The organism is Achromobacter sp. E1 (assembly GCF_037039475.1).
GTDB lineage: Bacteria > Pseudomonadota > Gammaproteobacteria > Burkholderiales > Burkholderiaceae_B > Achromobacter > Achromobacter mucicolens.
On record NZ_CP146253.1, the window covers coordinates 1,376,514 to 1,392,395 of the forward strand.

18 protein-coding genes are annotated in these 15,882 nt (G+C 65.1%); 15 read left to right on the forward strand and 3 right to left on the reverse strand.

The genetic code is table 11. The features are described 5' to 3' along the window. Positions 1 to 3 precede the first annotated feature (3 nt). Complete coding sequence (msrQ, locus tag V6V88_RS06260) at positions 4 to 651, forward strand: protein-methionine-sulfoxide reductase heme-binding subunit MsrQ (protein WP_338618446.1); 648 nt, start codon at positions 4 to 6, stop codon at positions 649 to 651. Between the two features lie 13 nt (positions 652 to 664). On the opposite strand, the gene V6V88_RS06265 is transcribed toward msrQ, so the two are convergent. The 3 genes from V6V88_RS06265 to V6V88_RS06275 are packed head-to-tail and all read right to left on the reverse strand — an operon-like array spanning position 665 to position 2,762. After that, complete coding sequence (locus tag V6V88_RS06265; RefSeq protein WP_152383696.1) at positions 665 to 1,450, reverse strand: N-acetylmuramoyl-L-alanine amidase; 786 nt, start codon at positions 1,448 to 1,450, stop codon at positions 665 to 667. 2 nt (positions 1,451 to 1,452) lie between these two features. Next, positions 1,453 to 2,163, reverse strand: coding sequence for an SAM-dependent methyltransferase (locus V6V88_RS06270; protein ID WP_280001809.1), 711 nt, complete (start codon positions 2,161 to 2,163; stop codon positions 1,453 to 1,455). Next, the gene (locus V6V88_RS06275; RefSeq protein ID WP_338618452.1) at positions 2,160 to 2,762 is read right to left on the reverse strand and encodes a Maf-like protein; all 603 of its coding nucleotides are present in this window, start codon (positions 2,760 to 2,762) and stop codon (positions 2,160 to 2,162) included. Before V6V88_RS06275 ends, V6V88_RS06270 begins: the two co-directional genes overlap by 4 nt. Positions 2,763 to 2,834: 72 nt before the next feature. Between V6V88_RS06275 and V6V88_RS06280 the strand changes: the two genes are divergently transcribed. From V6V88_RS06280 to lepA, 14 genes are all read left to right on the forward strand, one after another. Beyond that, on the forward strand, positions 2,835 to 3,572 hold the full coding sequence (locus V6V88_RS06280) for a DUF177 domain-containing protein (protein ID WP_081101007.1): 738 nt from the start codon (positions 2,835 to 2,837) through the stop codon (positions 3,570 to 3,572). A gap of 52 nt (positions 3,573 to 3,624) precedes the next feature. Next, entirely contained in the window at positions 3,625 to 3,807 is a 183-nt protein-coding gene (gene rpmF, locus V6V88_RS06285) for a 50S ribosomal protein L32 (RefSeq protein WP_006218037.1), read from the forward strand. 59 nt (positions 3,808 to 3,866) lie between these two features. After that, complete coding sequence (gene plsX / locus V6V88_RS06290) at positions 3,867 to 4,934, forward strand: phosphate acyltransferase PlsX (RefSeq protein ID WP_056321895.1); 1,068 nt, start codon at positions 3,867 to 3,869, stop codon at positions 4,932 to 4,934. Continuing rightward, complete coding sequence (locus tag V6V88_RS06295) at positions 4,934 to 5,920, forward strand: beta-ketoacyl-ACP synthase III (protein ID WP_056321898.1); 987 nt, start codon at positions 4,934 to 4,936, stop codon at positions 5,918 to 5,920. The genes plsX and V6V88_RS06295 overlap by 1 nt, the downstream gene beginning before the upstream one ends. Positions 5,921 to 6,016: 96 nt before the next feature. Beyond that, positions 6,017 to 6,952: an ACP S-malonyltransferase gene (fabD, locus tag V6V88_RS06300; RefSeq protein WP_280001804.1), complete on the forward strand. Its 936-nt coding sequence runs from the start codon at positions 6,017 to 6,019 to the stop codon at positions 6,950 to 6,952. Positions 6,953 to 6,955: 3 nt separating this feature from the next. Next, positions 6,956 to 7,708, forward strand: a complete 753-nt coding sequence (fabG, locus tag V6V88_RS06305; protein ID WP_056321905.1) for a 3-oxoacyl-ACP reductase FabG — start codon at positions 6,956 to 6,958, stop codon at positions 7,706 to 7,708. Positions 7,709 to 7,899: 191 nt separating this feature from the next. Beyond that, on the forward strand, positions 7,900 to 8,139 hold the full coding sequence (acpP, locus tag V6V88_RS06310; RefSeq protein ID WP_003813816.1) for an acyl carrier protein: 240 nt from the start codon (positions 7,900 to 7,902) through the stop codon (positions 8,137 to 8,139). A 183-nt stretch (positions 8,140 to 8,322) separates the two neighbouring features. Beyond that, a complete protein-coding gene (gene fabF / locus V6V88_RS06315) occupies positions 8,323 to 9,552 on the forward strand; it encodes a beta-ketoacyl-ACP synthase II (protein ID WP_056321908.1) in 1,230 nt (409 codons plus the stop codon). A 1-nt stretch (position 9,553) separates the two neighbouring features. After that, positions 9,554 to 10,048 (forward strand): protein YgfX, encoded by a 495-nt coding sequence (locus tag V6V88_RS06320; RefSeq protein ID WP_152383699.1) that lies wholly within the window; start codon positions 9,554 to 9,556, stop codon positions 10,046 to 10,048. Continuing rightward, complete coding sequence (gene rpoE / locus V6V88_RS06325) at positions 10,045 to 10,644, forward strand: RNA polymerase sigma factor RpoE (RefSeq protein ID WP_008161984.1); 600 nt, start codon at positions 10,045 to 10,047, stop codon at positions 10,642 to 10,644. Before V6V88_RS06320 ends, rpoE begins: the two co-directional genes overlap by 4 nt. A 12-nt stretch (positions 10,645 to 10,656) precedes the next feature. Continuing rightward, positions 10,657 to 11,169: a sigma-E factor negative regulatory protein gene (locus tag V6V88_RS06330; RefSeq protein ID WP_056321916.1), complete on the forward strand. Its 513-nt coding sequence runs from the start codon at positions 10,657 to 10,659 to the stop codon at positions 11,167 to 11,169. Then, on the forward strand, positions 11,169 to 12,257 hold the full coding sequence (locus tag V6V88_RS06335; RefSeq protein WP_338618462.1) for a MucB/RseB C-terminal domain-containing protein: 1,089 nt from the start codon (positions 11,169 to 11,171) through the stop codon (positions 12,255 to 12,257). The genes V6V88_RS06330 and V6V88_RS06335 overlap by 1 nt, the downstream gene beginning before the upstream one ends. A gap of 38 nt (positions 12,258 to 12,295) precedes the next feature. Then, complete coding sequence (locus tag V6V88_RS06340; protein WP_056321921.1) at positions 12,296 to 13,777, forward strand: DegQ family serine endoprotease; 1,482 nt, start codon at positions 12,296 to 12,298, stop codon at positions 13,775 to 13,777. A gap of 290 nt (positions 13,778 to 14,067) precedes the next feature. Continuing rightward, positions 14,068 to 15,861 (forward strand): translation elongation factor 4, encoded by a 1,794-nt coding sequence (gene lepA / locus V6V88_RS06345; RefSeq protein WP_062840561.1) that lies wholly within the window; start codon positions 14,068 to 14,070, stop codon positions 15,859 to 15,861. The last annotated feature ends 21 nt before the right edge of the window (positions 15,862 to 15,882 follow it).

The following is a 15,882-nucleotide window of genomic DNA, read 5'->3' on the forward strand; positions in this document are numbered from 1 at the left end:
TCTATGTCTGTGACGCCGCGCGTGGCCCCGGCTGCGGCTTACCCGAAGGCACAGCTTTCGGCCCGCACTGTCGGGCGCTTCAAGCCGCTGCTGTTTCTGCTGGGCATCGCGCCCTTCGCGCGCTGGATATGGCTGGGCGTGAACAATGGGCTCACTGCCAATCCGGTGGAATTTCTGACCCGATCCTCGGGGACCTGGGCGCTGGTCTGCCTGCTGGTCACGCTGGCGATCACGCCGCTGCGGCGATTGACGGGCCAGCCCGCGCTGGTGCGCGTGCGGCGCATGTGCGGACTGTTCGCGTTCTTCTACGCCGCGCTCCATTTCATGGCCTGGGTATGGTGGGATCGTGGCTTCGATCCGGCCGCAATGGTGCGTGACATCGCCGAACGTCCCTTCATCATGGTGGGATTTTCGGCCTTCGTGTTGATGACGGCCCTGGCTGCAACGTCGACGCAGTGGGCGATGCGCCGGCTGGGAAAACGCTGGCAGACGCTGCATCGGGCCATCTACGCGATTGGCCTGCTGGCCATCTTGCACTACTGGTGGCACAAGGCCGGCAAGAATGACCTGACAGAGCCGGCGATCTACGCCGCCGTGTTGGCGGTGCTGCTGGGGTGGCGCCTCGCCGCCTGGTGGTGGCGGCGGGCGTAGGGCAGCGGCCAGGCTACAGGATGGCCAGCATGATGGCCGCGGTTTCGGCGTCGGGCTGGCCGTCGTGCAGGGCAGGCCGGTAGTGCATCTGGAATGCGGCCAGCGTGTTGATCGTTGCGCGGTCCAGTACGCCGTCCTGGGGGCACGCGTAGCCTAGCCGCTGAAGCTGCTTCTGAAACCACGCGATATCCGGAACGCCCTGAGTCTGCAGGCGCGCAAGGTGCTCGGCCGCGCCGGCCTCGTTGTACCAGCGTCCTATCCCCGCATCCGCCAGCGACTTCCAGGGAAAGAGGGGGCCGGGGTCCACCTTGCGTTGCGGCGCGATGTCGCTGTGGCCCACCACGTTTTCCGGGGCGATGTTGTGCCGTTGGACGATGTCGCGCAACAGGATGGTCAGCGCCCGGACCTGGCGGCTGTCATATGGATGCCAGACGCGCTCGCCGTTGCTGCCCTCGGTCCAGCCGGGATTGACGATCTCGATGCCAATGGACGTGCTGTTCATCGCGATGTTGCCGTACCAGGAGCTGGCCCCGGCGTGCCACGCGGCGCGGTTTTCGTCGACCAGCCGGTACGCGCGACCGTCCAGGTCGATCAGGTAGTGGGCGCTGACTTTGCCTTTGGACAGCAGGCGCAGCGACTCGGCGTCGTCGACCGTGGTGTAGTGCACGACCACGGACCGCACCCGGCTGCTCTGGCTGGCGGCGGTGATGGAAGTGTCCAGATCGAGGCCGGCGGGGCCGCGCGCGGCGCAGCCCGCCAGGAGCGCCGCGGCAAGCAGCGTGCAGGAAAGGCGGATCATGGTCAGCGGGCCAGGTACAGGAACAGCGTGGGCAGCTTGTCCAGCTGGGGCGCGGGCAGCTTTTTCCAGTCGGCCACCGTGTGCGTGACCACCCATTCGTCCGCCGTCGTCATCGAGCGCGCCACGCAGAGCTTGGTGTCGCCCTTCAGGGTGGCGATCAGCGTGGCGAACATCGCGGCGTTGCGGTAGGGCGTCTCGATCAGGAGCTGCGTCTGGTTGTTGCGGGCAGAGTGCTGCTCCCAAGCGCGCAATTGTTTGGCGCGTTCGCCGGGGTCCACGGGCGCGTAGCCATGAAAGGCGAAGCGCTGCCCGTCCAGGCCGCTTGCCATGAGGCCCAGCAGGATGGAAGAGGGCCCCACCCAAGGCTTGACGGGGATCCCCAGGCGATGGGCCGCGTCCACGACCTTGGCGCCGGGGTCGGCGACGGCTGGGCAGCCCGCCTCGGAAACCAGCCCGATTTCCGCGCCGCGCCTGGCCGGCTCGAGCCATGCCTTGATCTGCGCGGCATCGGCCTTGTCGGTCAGGGTGTGGATGGTGATTTCCTGCAGCGGCCGGGTGGTTCCGACAAGCTTCAGAAAGGCCCGCGCCGTCTTGGCGTTCTCGGCGATATACGTGTCCAGCCGGCCGGCCAGCGCGCGCACGTCGGCGGGCAGCCAGCGCTCGGGCGGGGCTTCGCCCAGGCTGACGGGAATCAGGTGCAGGGCGCCGGTCATGCGGGCGCTCCCGGGGCGTCGAGCGGATCCAGTCCGAAAGTGGCCAGCATGCGCGTCAGTTCGATCAGCGGCAGGCCTATGATGGCAGTGGGATCGTCGCTCTGGATGCTTTCCATCAGGGCAATGCCCAGGCTTTCCGCCTTGGCGCTGCCTGCGGTATCGTAAGGTTCCTCGGCCCGCAGATAGGCGTCGATGGCATGGTCAGGCAGCTGGCGGAACCGGCAGCGGGTAATGACGTCGGCCTTTTCCACCCGGTCGCCATCGGTCACGGCAAGCGCACTGTGAAATTCCACCATCCGGCCCGACAGGGCGCGCAGTTGCGCCTGTGCCCGCGTGAAGTCGCCCGGTTTGCCGATGGGGGTTCCATCCACGGTCGCCACCTGATCAGAGCCGATCACGATGCTGCCCGGGTTCGTGGCGGCCACCGCCATTGCCTTGGCAACGGACAGTCGCAGCGCCAGCGCCTCGGGGGTTTCGCCGGATTGTGGCGTTTCGTCTACATCGGGGGAAATCGCGGTGAACGGCAGGCGCAGGCGCGACAACAGTTCTTTGCGGTATCGAGAGCTGGACGCGAGGATCAGGCTAGGCATTGAGGGCATGCGGCATTTGACGGTAATACGTAAGTCACAGTATTATCTAACGTTTTGCGGCATTTTTGCAGGAACATCATCATGACCCCGAAGGGAAAGCCTGGCGACTTGGGTCGCCGCGCGGACGGATCGGCCGGTGCTGGTGTGAATGCAGCGCCGGCGGACAAAGCTCTGGCCGACAAAGCCTTAGCCGGCAAAGCACTGGAAGCCGCGCCCGTGGAAACCGGTATAAAGCGCATCGACGCCTTTGCCTTTGCCCGACTGGGCAAAAGCGCGCAGGGCGCCATCGCCTTGGTGCGGCTTGGCCGCGTGGTTGACGGCTTGCCCGAGCAACCGCTGGGCGAAGCCGGGCTTGTGACCTGGTCCGTGCAAGGCGAAGAAGGCAAGACCGGCTTGCTGTTGGGTCAGCCGCTTTTGCGCCTGCATGTGCGGGCCAATCCGGTGGTGATGTGCCAGCGGTGCAATGTGCCGTTTGCCTATCCGGTGAACAGCGAAGTCGTGCTGCAACTGGTCAAATCCGAAGACGACCTCGACGACGATCATTCCTTTGCCGATCACGGCGACGATGACGACGACGAGGGCGACGAAGGCGTAGGAAGGGATTCTGTGGCCCACCTGCCTGAAAAGGTGGTGGGTTCGCATCATTTTGATCTGTTGGCCCAGATCGAAGATGAGCTCATTCTGAGCATTCCGTATGTGCCCAAGCATGATGTATGCCCGGGCGCGCAGGCCAAGGCCAGCGAAGCTCCTGAAGAGGAGCCCGCTGTCAAGCGTCCGTCGCCGTTTGCGGTGCTGGAACAACTGAAGCACAAAGATTGAGATCAACATCGGGCCGCATCGCGTACAATGCGCCCCGTTTCTAGGAGTCATCATGGCCGTTCAACAAAACAAGAAGTCCCCCTCCAAGCGCGGTATGCACCGTTCGCACGATTTTCTGGTGGCCCCGTCGACCGCCATCGAACCCAACACCGGTGAAACGCACCTGCGTCACCACATCAGCCCCAACGGCTTCTATCGTGGCCGCAAGGTCCTGAAGACCAAGGCCGACGAATAAGGCCCCCGGGCCGAACTCGTACTCGGACCATTTCGGCTGAGCGCTGATACCTGGCACCCGTGATACGCATCGCCATAGACTGTATGGGCGGAGACTTCGGTCTGCCCGTCACGATTCCGGCTGCGATCGAGTTCGCCCGGCAATTTCCGGATACCCGGCTATTGTTGGTCGGGCTTCCCGACGCCATCGAAGCGGCGCTCGCCGAGCACCGCAACGTGGCGCGCGATCGCATTGAGATCGTGGCGGCTTCCGAAGTCGTCACCATGGACGACCCGGTCGAGGTCGCCCTGCGCCGCAAAAAAGACTCCTCCATGCGCCTCGCTGCCCAATCCGTCAAGGATGGGCGGGCGGACGCCTGCGTTTCCGCGGGCAACACCGGCGCCTGGATGGCCATTTCCCGTTATGTGCTCAAGACGCTGGACGGCATCGACCGCCCGGCGATCGCCACGTCCATTCCGAACCAGACGGGCCGCGCCACCACGGTGCTGGACCTTGGCGCGAACGTGGACTGCACGGCCGAGCACCTGCTGCAATTCGCCATCATGGGCGCCGCGCTGTCGCAGGCGGTGGACCATCGCGACAACCCCACCGTGGGTTTGCTGAACATTGGCGAAGAAGTCATCAAGGGCAACGAAGTCGTCAAGGAAGCCGCCGAGCTTCTGCGCGGCAGCCCGCTGAACTTCTACGGCAACGTCGAAGGCAATGACATCTTCAAGGGCACGGTCGACGTCGTCGTCTGCGACGGCTTTGTCGGCAACGTCGTGCTCAAGTCCGTCGAAGGACTGGCGAAGATGCTGTCCAGCATCATTCGCGAAGAGTTCAAGCGCAATCTGATCACGCTGATCGCCGGCGCGGTGGCCAAGCCTGTGCTGAACCGCCTGCGCAACCGCGTGGACAACCGCCGCTACAACGGCGCAGCCTTGCTGGGCTTGCGCGGCGTGGTCATCAAGAGCCACGGTTCCGCGGACGTTTACGCCTTCGGTTTTGCCTTGCAACGCGCCCGCGAAGCCGTAGTGAGTAAACTGCTGGAGCGCACCGCGCAGACGGTCGCTCAAATTACCAAGCGCGTTCAATCCGGCGATCGCCCCTCGGCGGCGTCGCCCAACGTGGCTGGGGATACCGCTTGATGGATACCGCAATGAAATACTCCGTGATCGCGGGCACCGGCAGCTTCCTGCCGGAACGCGTGGTTTCGAATGACGAACTGGCTGCGGAACTGGCGACGCGCGACATCGCCACCTCGGACGAATGGATTGTCGAGCGCACGGGCATCCGTCAGCGCCATCTGGCCGAGCGTGGGGTGACCACCAGCCAGCTGGCCACCGAGGCCTCGCGCCGCGCGCTGGCCGATGCGGGCGTCGACGCTTCCGAGATCGACCTCGTCATCGTGGCCACGTCCACCCCCGATTTCGTGTTCCCCAGCACGGCTTGCCTGGTGCAGGCCAACCTCGGCGCCAAGGGCTCGGCCGCGTTCGACGTGCAGGCCGTGTGCAGCGGCTTCGTCTACGCGCTCACCACCGCCGACAGCTTCATCCGCGCGGGCCGCGCGCGCTGCGCGCTGGTGATCGGCGCCGAAGTGTTCTCGCGCATCCTCGACTGGAACGATCGCAGCACCTGCGTGCTGTTTGGCGACGGCGCGGGCGCCGTGGTGCTCAAGGCGTCCGACAAGCCCGGCATCATGGCCGCGCAACTGCACGCCGACGGCAGCCAGATGAAGATCCTGAGCGCGGCCGGCAACGTGGCCTATGGCGACGTCACGGGCGATCCCTTCCTGCGCATGGACGGCCAGGCCGTCTTCAAGCAGGCCGTCACCGTGCTGGACCGTTCCGCGCGCGACACCTGCGCCGAAGCCGGCGTCACCGTTGCCGACGTCGATTGGCTGATCCCGCATCAGGCCAACGTGCGCATCCTGAATTTCCTTGCCCGCAAGCTGGACGTACCGGTCGAGAAGGTCGTCATCACCGTCGACAGTCATGCCAACACGTCCGCGGCCAGCGTGCCGCTCGCGCTCGATGCCGCGCGCCGCGACGGCCGCGTCAAGCCGGGCCAGCTCATCCTGATGCAAGGCGTCGGCGGCGGATTCACCTGGGGCTCGGTACTGGCCCGCATGTAAGGGCGTGCCCGGGCTGCGGCGGCACGTGTGCCGCCGGCGGCCTGAGAGCGCGCCTGGCATCCCACACAGACACTGAATCAATCCACACGCTCAATCATGAAAATCGCTTTTGTCTTTCCTGGCCAGGGTTCGCAAGCTGTCGGCATGCTGGACGCCTGGTCCGGCGTGGCGGCGGTCACCGACACCGTGGCGCGTGCCTCCGAGGCCCTGGGGCAGGACCTGGGCGCGCTGATCGCGCAGGGTCCCGCGGAACAACTGAACCTGACCACCAACACCCAGCCGGCCATGCTGACCGCTGGCGTGGCGTTCTACAACGCATGGGTGGCCGCGGGCGGCCGCAAGCCTGATGTCGTGGCCGGCCACAGCCTGGGCGAGTACGCCGCGCTGACTGCCGCGGGCTCGCTGACGCTGGAAGACGCGGTGCGTCTGGTGCGCGTGCGCGCCGATGCCATGCAGGCCGCCGTGCCGGTCGGCACCGGCGCCATGGCCGCCATCCTCGGCCTGGACGACGATGCCGTGCGCGCCACGTGTGCGCAAGCCGCGCAAGGCGAAGTCGTCGAAGCCGTCAACTTCAATGCGCCGGCGCAAGTCGTGATCGCCGGCCACAAGGCCGCCGTCGAACGTGCCTGCGAACTGGCCAAGGCCGCCGGCGCCAAGCGCGCCTTGCTGCTGCCCGTTTCCGCGCCGTTCCATTCCAGCCTGCTCAAGCCGGCCGCCGACGTGCTGGCTGGCGCGCTTGCCGGCGCCGCCGTGTCCGCGCCGCAGGTGCAGGTCATCAACAACGTCGATGTGGCCTCGCCCACGGAACCCGCGGCAATCCGTGATGCGCTGGTGCGCCAGGCGTGGCATCCTGTGCGCTGGGTCGAAACCCTGCGCGCCATGAAGGCGCAAGGCGTCACGCACGTCATCGAGTGCGGTCCCGGCAAGGTGCTCGCCGGCCTGACCAAACGCATCGACCCCGAACTCACCGGCCTGGCCATCACCGATCCCGCTTCGCTGGAAGCGGCTTTGGCTGCCGTCAACGGAAACTGATCAATGGACAACACCTCGACCGAACTGCAGGGCAAGATCGCGCTCGTCACGGGCGCCACGCGCGGCATTGGCCGGGCGATCGCCCTGGAACTGGCCGCACGCGGCGCAACCGTCGTCGGCACTGCCACGTCCGAATCGGGCGCGGCCGGCATCACCGAAGCGCTGGCGCCGTTTGGCGGCCGCGGCGTGGTGCTCGACGTGACCGACGCTGCCGCTTGCGACGCGCTGATCGACGCGCTGGGTAAGGAAGGCGGCGGTCCGCACATCCTCGTCAATAACGCCGGCATCACCCGTGATACGCTGGCGATGCGCATGAAGGACGACGACTGGTCGGCGGTCATCGACACCAACCTCGCGTCGGTCTTCCGCCTGTCGCGCGCCGTGCTGCGCAGCATGATGAAGGCTCGTTGGGGACGCATCATCAACGTGACTTCCGTGGTGGGTTCCAGCGGCAACGCGGGCCAAGCCAACTACGCGGCCGCGAAGGCCGGCGTGGCAGGCATGTCCCGTGCGCTGGCGCGTGAGCTGGGCAGCCGCAACATCACCGTGAACTGCGTGGCTCCTGGCTTCATCGATACCGACATGACGCGTGCGCTGGGCGAAAACCAGACCGCGGCGCTGCTGCAGCAGATTCCGCTGGGCCGTCTGGGCTCTCCGACTGACATTGCGCATGCCGTGGCCTTTTTGTCCGGGCCTCAGGCGGGTTACATTACCGGCACCACCCTGCACGTCAACGGCGGGATGTACATGCAATAAATCACGAATCGCGCGTCGCCGCCGGGCAACCGGCAAGGCGGGGCGCGATTCTCCGGAAACGCCGCACATGGTCTTCCTGCGCCGCTCTCGGCGACAGAACAAATGCGCGGTGTTATTTTTGTCACGGTCAGGCGTTGCATCACTCCGCGCTTGGCTATAATTCGCGGGATTTTTCCCAATTGGAGATCTGCATGGAAAGCATCGAACAGCGCGTCAAGAAGATCGTCGCTGAACAACTTGGCGTCAACGAAGCCGAGATCAAGAACGAGTCCTCCTTCCTTGACGACCTCGGTGCCGATTCGCTCGACATGGTCGAACTGGTCATGGCCCTCGAAGACGAATTCGAGACCGAGATCCCCGACGAAGAGGCCGAAAAGATCACGACCGTGCAACAAGCGATTGACTACATCAATTCGCACGGTAAGCAGTAAGCTCAGCCTATATCGTCCTGGTTGCCCGATATCGTCGGCCAACCTGGAATCAGGGCGGTTTCAGGAGTGCCGTGTGGTCCACCGGCAGGCAAGGCGTTATAACGCCTCGCCTGCCTTCATGTGGTCCACACGCGCAGCGCTTCCCGAAAACCGCCTTTCTTTTGTCTGTTTGAGGAGTCATCCGTGAAGCGACGTGTCGTCATCACCGGCCTGGGTATCGTTTCCCCCGTAGGAAATGATCTGACCACCGCTTGGGACAATATCGTCAACGGACGTTCTGGCATCAGCCGCATCACCCGTTTCGATCCCTCGGCCATCACCACCCACATTGCTGGCGAAGTCAAAGACTTCGACATCAGTACCTATATTTCGGCCAAGGAAGCCCGCCAGATGGATACGTTCATCCATTACGGCCTGGCTGCCGGAATGCAGGCCTGGCGCGATTGCGGCCTGGAAGTCACCGAAGAAAACGCCGAGCGTATCGGCGTGATCGTGGGCTCCGGCATCGGCGGTCTGCCGCGCATCGAAGAAACCCAGGTCGAGTACCTTGCCAAGGGCCCGCGGCGCATTTCGCCGTTCTTCGTGCCGGGTTCGCTGATCAACCTGATTTCCGGGCATCTGTCGATCGCCTATGGCATGAAGGGCCCCAGCTATGCTGTGGTGTCGGCCTGCACGACCGGCCTGCACTGCATCGGCGATGCAGCCCGCCTGATCGAATACGGCGATGCCGACGTCATGGTGGCCGGCGGCGCCGAGTCGACCGTGTCGCCGCTGGGCATCGGCGGCTTTGCCGCCATGCGCGCGCTGTCGACCCGCAACGATGACCCTCAGACCGCTTCGCGTCCCTGGGACCGCGACCGCGACGGCTTTGTGCTGGGCGAGGGCGCAGGCGTCCTGGTTCTGGAAGAGTACGAGCACGCCAAGAAGCGCGGCGCGCGCATCTACGGTGAACTGGCTGGCTACGGCATGAGCTCCGACGCTCACCACATCACCGCGCCGGACAAGGACGGCCCGCGCCGCGGCGTGATCAACGCGCTGCGCAACGGTGGCCTGAATCCCGAAGACGTCCAGTACGTCAACGCGCACGGCACGTCCACGCCGCTGGGCGACAAGAACGAAACCGATGCGCTGAAGCTGGCGTTCGGCGACCACGCCAAGAAGCTGGTGGTCAACTCGACCAAGTCCATGACGGGCCACCTGCTGGGCGCGGCCGGCGGCATCGAAGCCGTGTTCACGACCTTGGCCGTCTACAACCAGGTCTCGCCTCCGACGATCAACATCTTCAATCAGGATCCGGAATGCGATCTGGATTACTGCGCCAACGAGGCGCGGCCGATGAAGATCGACGTGGGCCTGTCCAATTCGTTCGGTTTTGGCGGCACCAACGGCTCGATGGCCGTTCGCCGGGTCTGATTTGGAAGGCTCGGTCGGGGGGCGCTGGTCATTCCGCGTGCCAGTCTCGCCGCCCAGGAGCGCCGTCGCGCTCTTCGGGCTGGCCCTGGCCGCGGCCGTGGCCTGCGTGCTGACGGCGGCATCCTGGCACGGTCATGCCTGGATGGCCGCCGCGTTGCTCGCGTTTCTGTTTCTGTTGGCCGGGCTGTTACACTCGGCACGGAGCACCCCGTCCCCGGTAACGGCGCTACGCACCGCGACCGGGGCTGACCATTGGCAGCTACGCTGGCCGCAAGGCTGGCAGGATGCGCTGCTGCTGGATCAGCAACGGGGGCCAGCGTGGCTGACGCTTGTCTTGCAGCCCTTGCCCACCGGGAGTACGGCCTTTACCACCAGCAAAATCACCCTCACCGTCTGGAAGCACACGTTGCGACCCGAATCCTGGCGCCGTCTGCGCCTCGTCGCGGGCACGGCGCGGCAGGCACAACCTGCGCGTCGTTTGCGGGAGGCCTCATGAGCGAACGCGAAGTCGACGCAGAGCTCGTAGCGCGCGTGCAGCGGGGCGACAAGAAGGCCTTCGATCTCCTGGTGCTGAAATACCAGCGCAAGATCCTCCGCCTGCTCGCCCGCATGATCCGCGATCCGGCCGAAATCGAGGATGTGGCGCAGGAAGCCTTCATCAAGGCCTACCGCGCCTTGCCCCAATTCCGTGGCGAAAGCGCCTTCTACACCTGGCTTTACCGCATCGCCATCAACACCGCGCGCAACTGGCTTGCCTCGCAGGGACGCCGCCCCAGCGCACCCAATGCGATTGAAACGGAAGACGGTGAAACTTTTAACGAAACCGACAACCTAACGGATATAAGCACGCCGGAATCCATGGTTGCCAGCCGCGAAATCGCCGAGACGGTGAACGCGGCCATTGAGGAATTGCCTGAAGAATTGCGCACCGCAATTGTCCTGCGTGAAATCGAAGGTATGAGTTACGAAGACATCGCCCAGAGCATGGATTGCCCGATCGGTACGGTGCGCTCCCGCATTTTTCGTGCGCGTGAAGCCATTGCCACCAAGTTGCGTCCACTGCTCGACACCGATGTCGAGCGTCGCTGGTAAGGAGTGGCAGTCATGCAAATAGCAGCCAAATCCGTTGAAATCACCGAGTCTTCCTGGGAAGAATCGGTTTCCGCCTGGATGGACGGAGAGGATTCCGACGATATTCTTCCCAGTCTGTTGTCCAAAGAGGGACGTCAGACTTGGGACACCTATCATCTGATTGGTGATTCCCTGCGCAACGCCGATCTGGCGCTGACGCCCAGCGCGGCCTTTTCGGCCCGGCTGGCGCGCGCGCTGGACGCGGAATTGCCCATCGTAGCGGCGCCTCGGCGCCGCTCTCCTTTGCGCATGGGCCTGTCGGGCCTGGCCGTCGCCGCCGCCGTGGCCACGGTCGCATGGGTGGCGCAGCCGTACGTCACCGGCTCGCCTTCGACGGACGTCCGTGTGCTGGCCGACGCCAGTTCCTCGGGCTCGGCCTCGGCGTCCGACGACTCGGGCCTGCGTGATTACCTGGAGGCCCATCGCCAGATGGCCGGCCCCAGCGCGGTCCGCCAGGTGTCGTTCGATGGCGGAGCGGGACGCTGATGGCGCTTGTGCTTGCATCACGCTGGCCGGTATTGGGACGCGCTGCCTCGTGGCACGCTCACCGCGCCGGCTGGTTCGCCGCCACGCTCCTGACTGCTTTCCTTGCCGCGCACGGTCCCGCGGCCGCCGCCGGCGCCACGCCAGCCGGCCAGACCGAAGACGTGGTGCAACTGCTCACGCGCATCCAGCAGGCGGCCCGCAAGCAGGATTACGCCGGCGTCTTCATGTATCAGCAGGGCGATGTGATCCAATCCTCGCGCCTGGTGCATGTCCTTGACGGCACCGGCGAGCGCGAACGCCTCGAGATTCTTGACGGCCAGCCGCGCGAATACCTGCGTCACAACGACGATGTGCAGTGCCTGATCCCCGAGCGCAAGACGGTGCTGATCGAGCGCCGCCGCGGCGATCGCTTTCCCGGCCTGCTGCTGGGCGACGCCGCCAATCTGTCCGAACACTACAAGATCCGCACCGAGCCCGCGCCGCATCGCGTGGCGGGCCGCGAATGCCGGCTCATCACGATCGAACCCCTGGACAAGCTGCGCTATGGCTATCGCCTGTGCGCGGACGTCGAAACCAATCTGCTGCTGAAGGCCCAGACGCTGAACGCCGCGCGCGGCGTGGTCGAGCAGGTGTCGTTCACTTCGCTGCGATTGGGTTCCGAAGTGGATCCGCAGTCGCTGTCCTCGCGCTGGAACACGCGTGACTGGAAGGTGCTCGAGGCCAACATGAAGCCCGTGGACCTTGCGGCCCAGGGATGGCGCATTCCGGCGCCCGATGGCTTCAAGACGATCATGCAGGTGTCGCGCGCCATGAAGCGGGGATCGCCCGTCAGCCAGATGGTGCTGTCCGACGGCCTGGCGGCGATTTCGGTCTTCATCGAGCCCTACGACAGCCAGCGCAACCACCAGCCGTTGCATGGCGCGTCTCAGCGCGGCGCGATCAACGTCTATGGCGCGCGCATCGCGGACTTCTGGTTGACGGCGGTTGGCGAAGTACCCGCCGCCACGCTGGAACAACTTGCGCAAGCCACTGAGTACGTGCCGCCCGCACCCGCGGCAGCCGCACCCGCGGAGGGCGGGGCCAAATGATTCCCGCCGTTCCGCAAGCAGCAATTTCGGAGTGACATATGAAAGCAATGACGGTCTCGAACGCTTTTTTCCGGCGCTTTCTGGCGGCTGTCGCGGCGGGGACGATGCTGTCCACCGCCTATGTGCCCGTGACGGTGGCGCAGACGACGGCGCCCGCCGCGGTCGGTTTGCCCGATTTCACGGCCATCGTTGAAAAGGCCGATCCGGCCGTCGTCAACATCCGCACCACGGCCACCGTGCCCGTGCGCGGGGGTAACGGCCCCGGCGGCAGCGATCCCTACGAACTGTTCCGCTGGTTCTTCGGTCCCGAATTCCAGCCGCCCGGCCAATCGCCCAATCCGCGCCAGCGTCCGCAGCCGACGCCGCCTGAAGAGCGCACGGTGCCGCGCGGCGTGGGGTCGGGCTTCTTCATCTCAGCCGACGGCTATATCCTGACCAACAACCACGTCGTGGTCGACGCGACGGACATCTATGTCACGCTGACCGACGGACGCGAGTTCAAGGCCAAGGTGATCGGTACGGACGAGCGCACGGACGTGGCGCTCATCAAGATCGAAGCCAAGGACATGACGCCGCTGGTCATCGGCAACCCGAAGACGCTGAAGAAGGGTCAATGGGTGCTGGCCATCGGCTCGCCGTTCGGACTGGACTCCACCGTGACCTCCGGCATCGTCAGCGCCATCGGCCGCGATACCGGCGAATACCTGCCGTTCATCCAGACCGACGTTGCGGTCAATCCGGGCAATTCGGGCGGTCCGCTCATCAACCTGGACGGCGAGGTCGTGGGCATCAACTCCCAGATCATCTCGCGCAGCGGTGGCTTCATGGGCATCTCGCTGGCCATTCCGATCGACGAAGCCATGCGCGTCGTGGAGCAACTTCGCACGACGGGCAAGGTCACGCGCGGCCGTGTTGGCGTGCAGATCGGCGAAGTCGGCAAGGATGTGGCCGAGGCCATCGGCCTGCCCAAGGCCGAAGGCGCGCTGGTCAGCAGCGTCGAAGCCGAGGGTCCTGCCGAGCAGGCGGGCGTGCAGCCAGGCGACGTGATCCTGAAGTTCAACAAGGAACCCATCAAGCGCTGGTCCGATCTGCCGCGCATCGTCGGTGAGACCAAGCCGGGCACGCGCGCCGACATGGAAATCTGGCGCAAGGGCAAGAGCATGACGCTGTCGGTCAAGGTCGGTGAGATCCCGGCCGAGAAGGCGGCAGGCGCCGGCAAGAAGCCCGCGCCCGAACCCGAAGTCACGAACGCGCTGGGCCTGAGCGTCATCGACGTGCCGGCCGATGTCCAGAAGAAGCTGCGCATCAAGGGCGGCGTCCAGGTGAAAGTTGCCGATGGCGCGGCCGGGAAGGCGGGCCTGCAGGAAGGCGACATCGTGTTGGCCCTGAACGACACCGACGTGACCGGCGCCAAGCAGTTCGGCGAACTGGTCGCCAAGCTGGACAAGAGCCGTGCGACGGGTCTGCTGGTGCGCCGCGGCGACCAGACACAGTGGGTGGCGGTGCCTGCCGGCAAGTGATGTGACGGCCCTGCCGGCCGGTGCCCGCGGGCGTCAGGGCCGGCCGGCGGCTCGGCCGAAACCGCTGGGCGCTGGCATCTCAGGGCGCTTTTTGTCCCGGGGCGCAGCCGTGACAAATAAAATGGCTCAAGACCGGCTAAAATGGCTGGTTGCCGCAAGAGGGGGCGCCAGGCGCCCCCTCAGTTTTGTCCGGGCCCAGCCCGTCAGCGCCTTACACGTCAGCCGTGCACACTCCGGCGGCGGTGTCTCCCGGCAATATGCCGTCTGTTCCGTCCCTTATAAATTCAAGCATGCAGCATATCCGCAACTTTTCCATCATTGCCCACATCGATCATGGCAAGTCGACCCTGGCCGATCGCCTGATCCAGCGCTGCGGCGGACTGGCGGATCGCGAGATGTCGGCGCAGGTTCTCGATTCCATGGAAATCGAGCGCGAGCGCGGCATCACCATCAAGGCCCAGACGGCTGCCCTGCATTACAAGGCGCAGGACGGCAAGATCTACAACCTGAACCTGATCGACACCCCGGGGCACGTGGACTTCTCGTACGAAGTCAGCCGTTCCCTGTCCGCCTGCGAAGGCGCGCTGCTGGTGGTGGACGCGTCGCAGGGCGTGGAAGCGCAGACCGTGGCCAACTGCTACACCGCGATCGAGCTTGGCGTGGAAGTCGTGCCGGTCCTGAACAAGATGGACCTGCCGCAGGCCGATCCCGAAGGCGCGCGCCAGGAAGTCGAGGACGTGATCGGCATTGATGCCTCGGACGCGGTGCTGGCCAGCGCCAAGACCGGCATGGGCATCGACGAGATCCTGGAAACCATCGTTGCTCGCGTTCCCGCGCCCAAAGGCGATCCCGACGCGCCGCTGCAGGCGTTGATCATCGATTCGTGGTTCGACAACTATGTCGGCGTGGTCATGCTGGTGCGCATCATCAACGGCGTGCTCAAGCCCAAGGACAAGATCCTGCTGATGGCGTCCGGCGCCACCCACCTGTGCGAGCAGACGGGCGTGTTCACGCCCAAGTCGCAGCAGCGTCCGCATCTGTCGGCGGGCGAGGTGGGCTTCATCATTGCCGGCATCAAGCAACTGGAAGACGCCAAGGTCGGCGATACGGTGACGCTGGCCAACAAGCCGGCCGCCAACCCGCTGCCGGGCTTCAAGGAAGTCAAGCCGCAGGTGTTCGCCGGCCTGTATCCGGTGGAGAGTTCCGAATACGACCAGCTGCGCGATTCGCTCGAAAAGCTCAAGCTCAACGACGCCGCGCTGATGTTCGAGCCCGAGGTGTCGCAAGCGCTGGGCTTCGGGTTCCGCTGCGGCTTCCTGGGCCTCTTGCACATGGAAATCGTGCAGGAGCGCCTGGAGCGCGAATTCGACATGGACATCATCACCACCGCGCCGTCGGTGGTGTACGAGGTCGAGCAGCGCGACGGGTCCGTGATTACCGTGGAAAGCCCCTCGCGCATGCCCGAGATCGGCAAGATCCAGGACATTCGCGAACCCATCGTGAAGGTCACGCTGTTCATGCCGCAGGACTATGTGGGTCCCGTCATGACGCTGTGCAACAACAAGCGCGGCGTGCAGGTCAACATGAGCTACCACGGCCGCCAGGTCCATCTGGTCTATGAGATCCCGCTGGCCGAAATCGTGCTCGACTTCTTCGACAAGCTGAAGTCGGTGTCGCGCGGCTATGCGTCGATGGACTACGAATTCCTGGAGTACCGCTCCGCGGACGTGGTGCGCGTCGACCTGCTGATCAACAACGACCGCGTCGATGCGCTGGCCGTCATCGTCCACCGCAGCAATGCGCGTCACCGCGCGCGCGATGTGGTGACGCGCATGCGCGGCCTGATCCCGCGCCAGATGTTCGACGTGGTCATCCAGGCCGCCATCGGCGCGGAAATCATTGCGCGCGAGAACGTGAAGGCGCTGCGCAAGAACGTGCTGGCCAAGTGCTACGGCGGCGATATCTCGCGCAAGAAGAAGCTGCTTGAAAAGCAGAAGGCGGGCAAGAAGCGCATGAAGCAGGTGGGCAGCGTGGAAATTCCGCAGGAGGCGTTCCTTGCCATCCTGCAAGTGGAAGACAAATAGAACCCCAGAAGGCGATTAGCT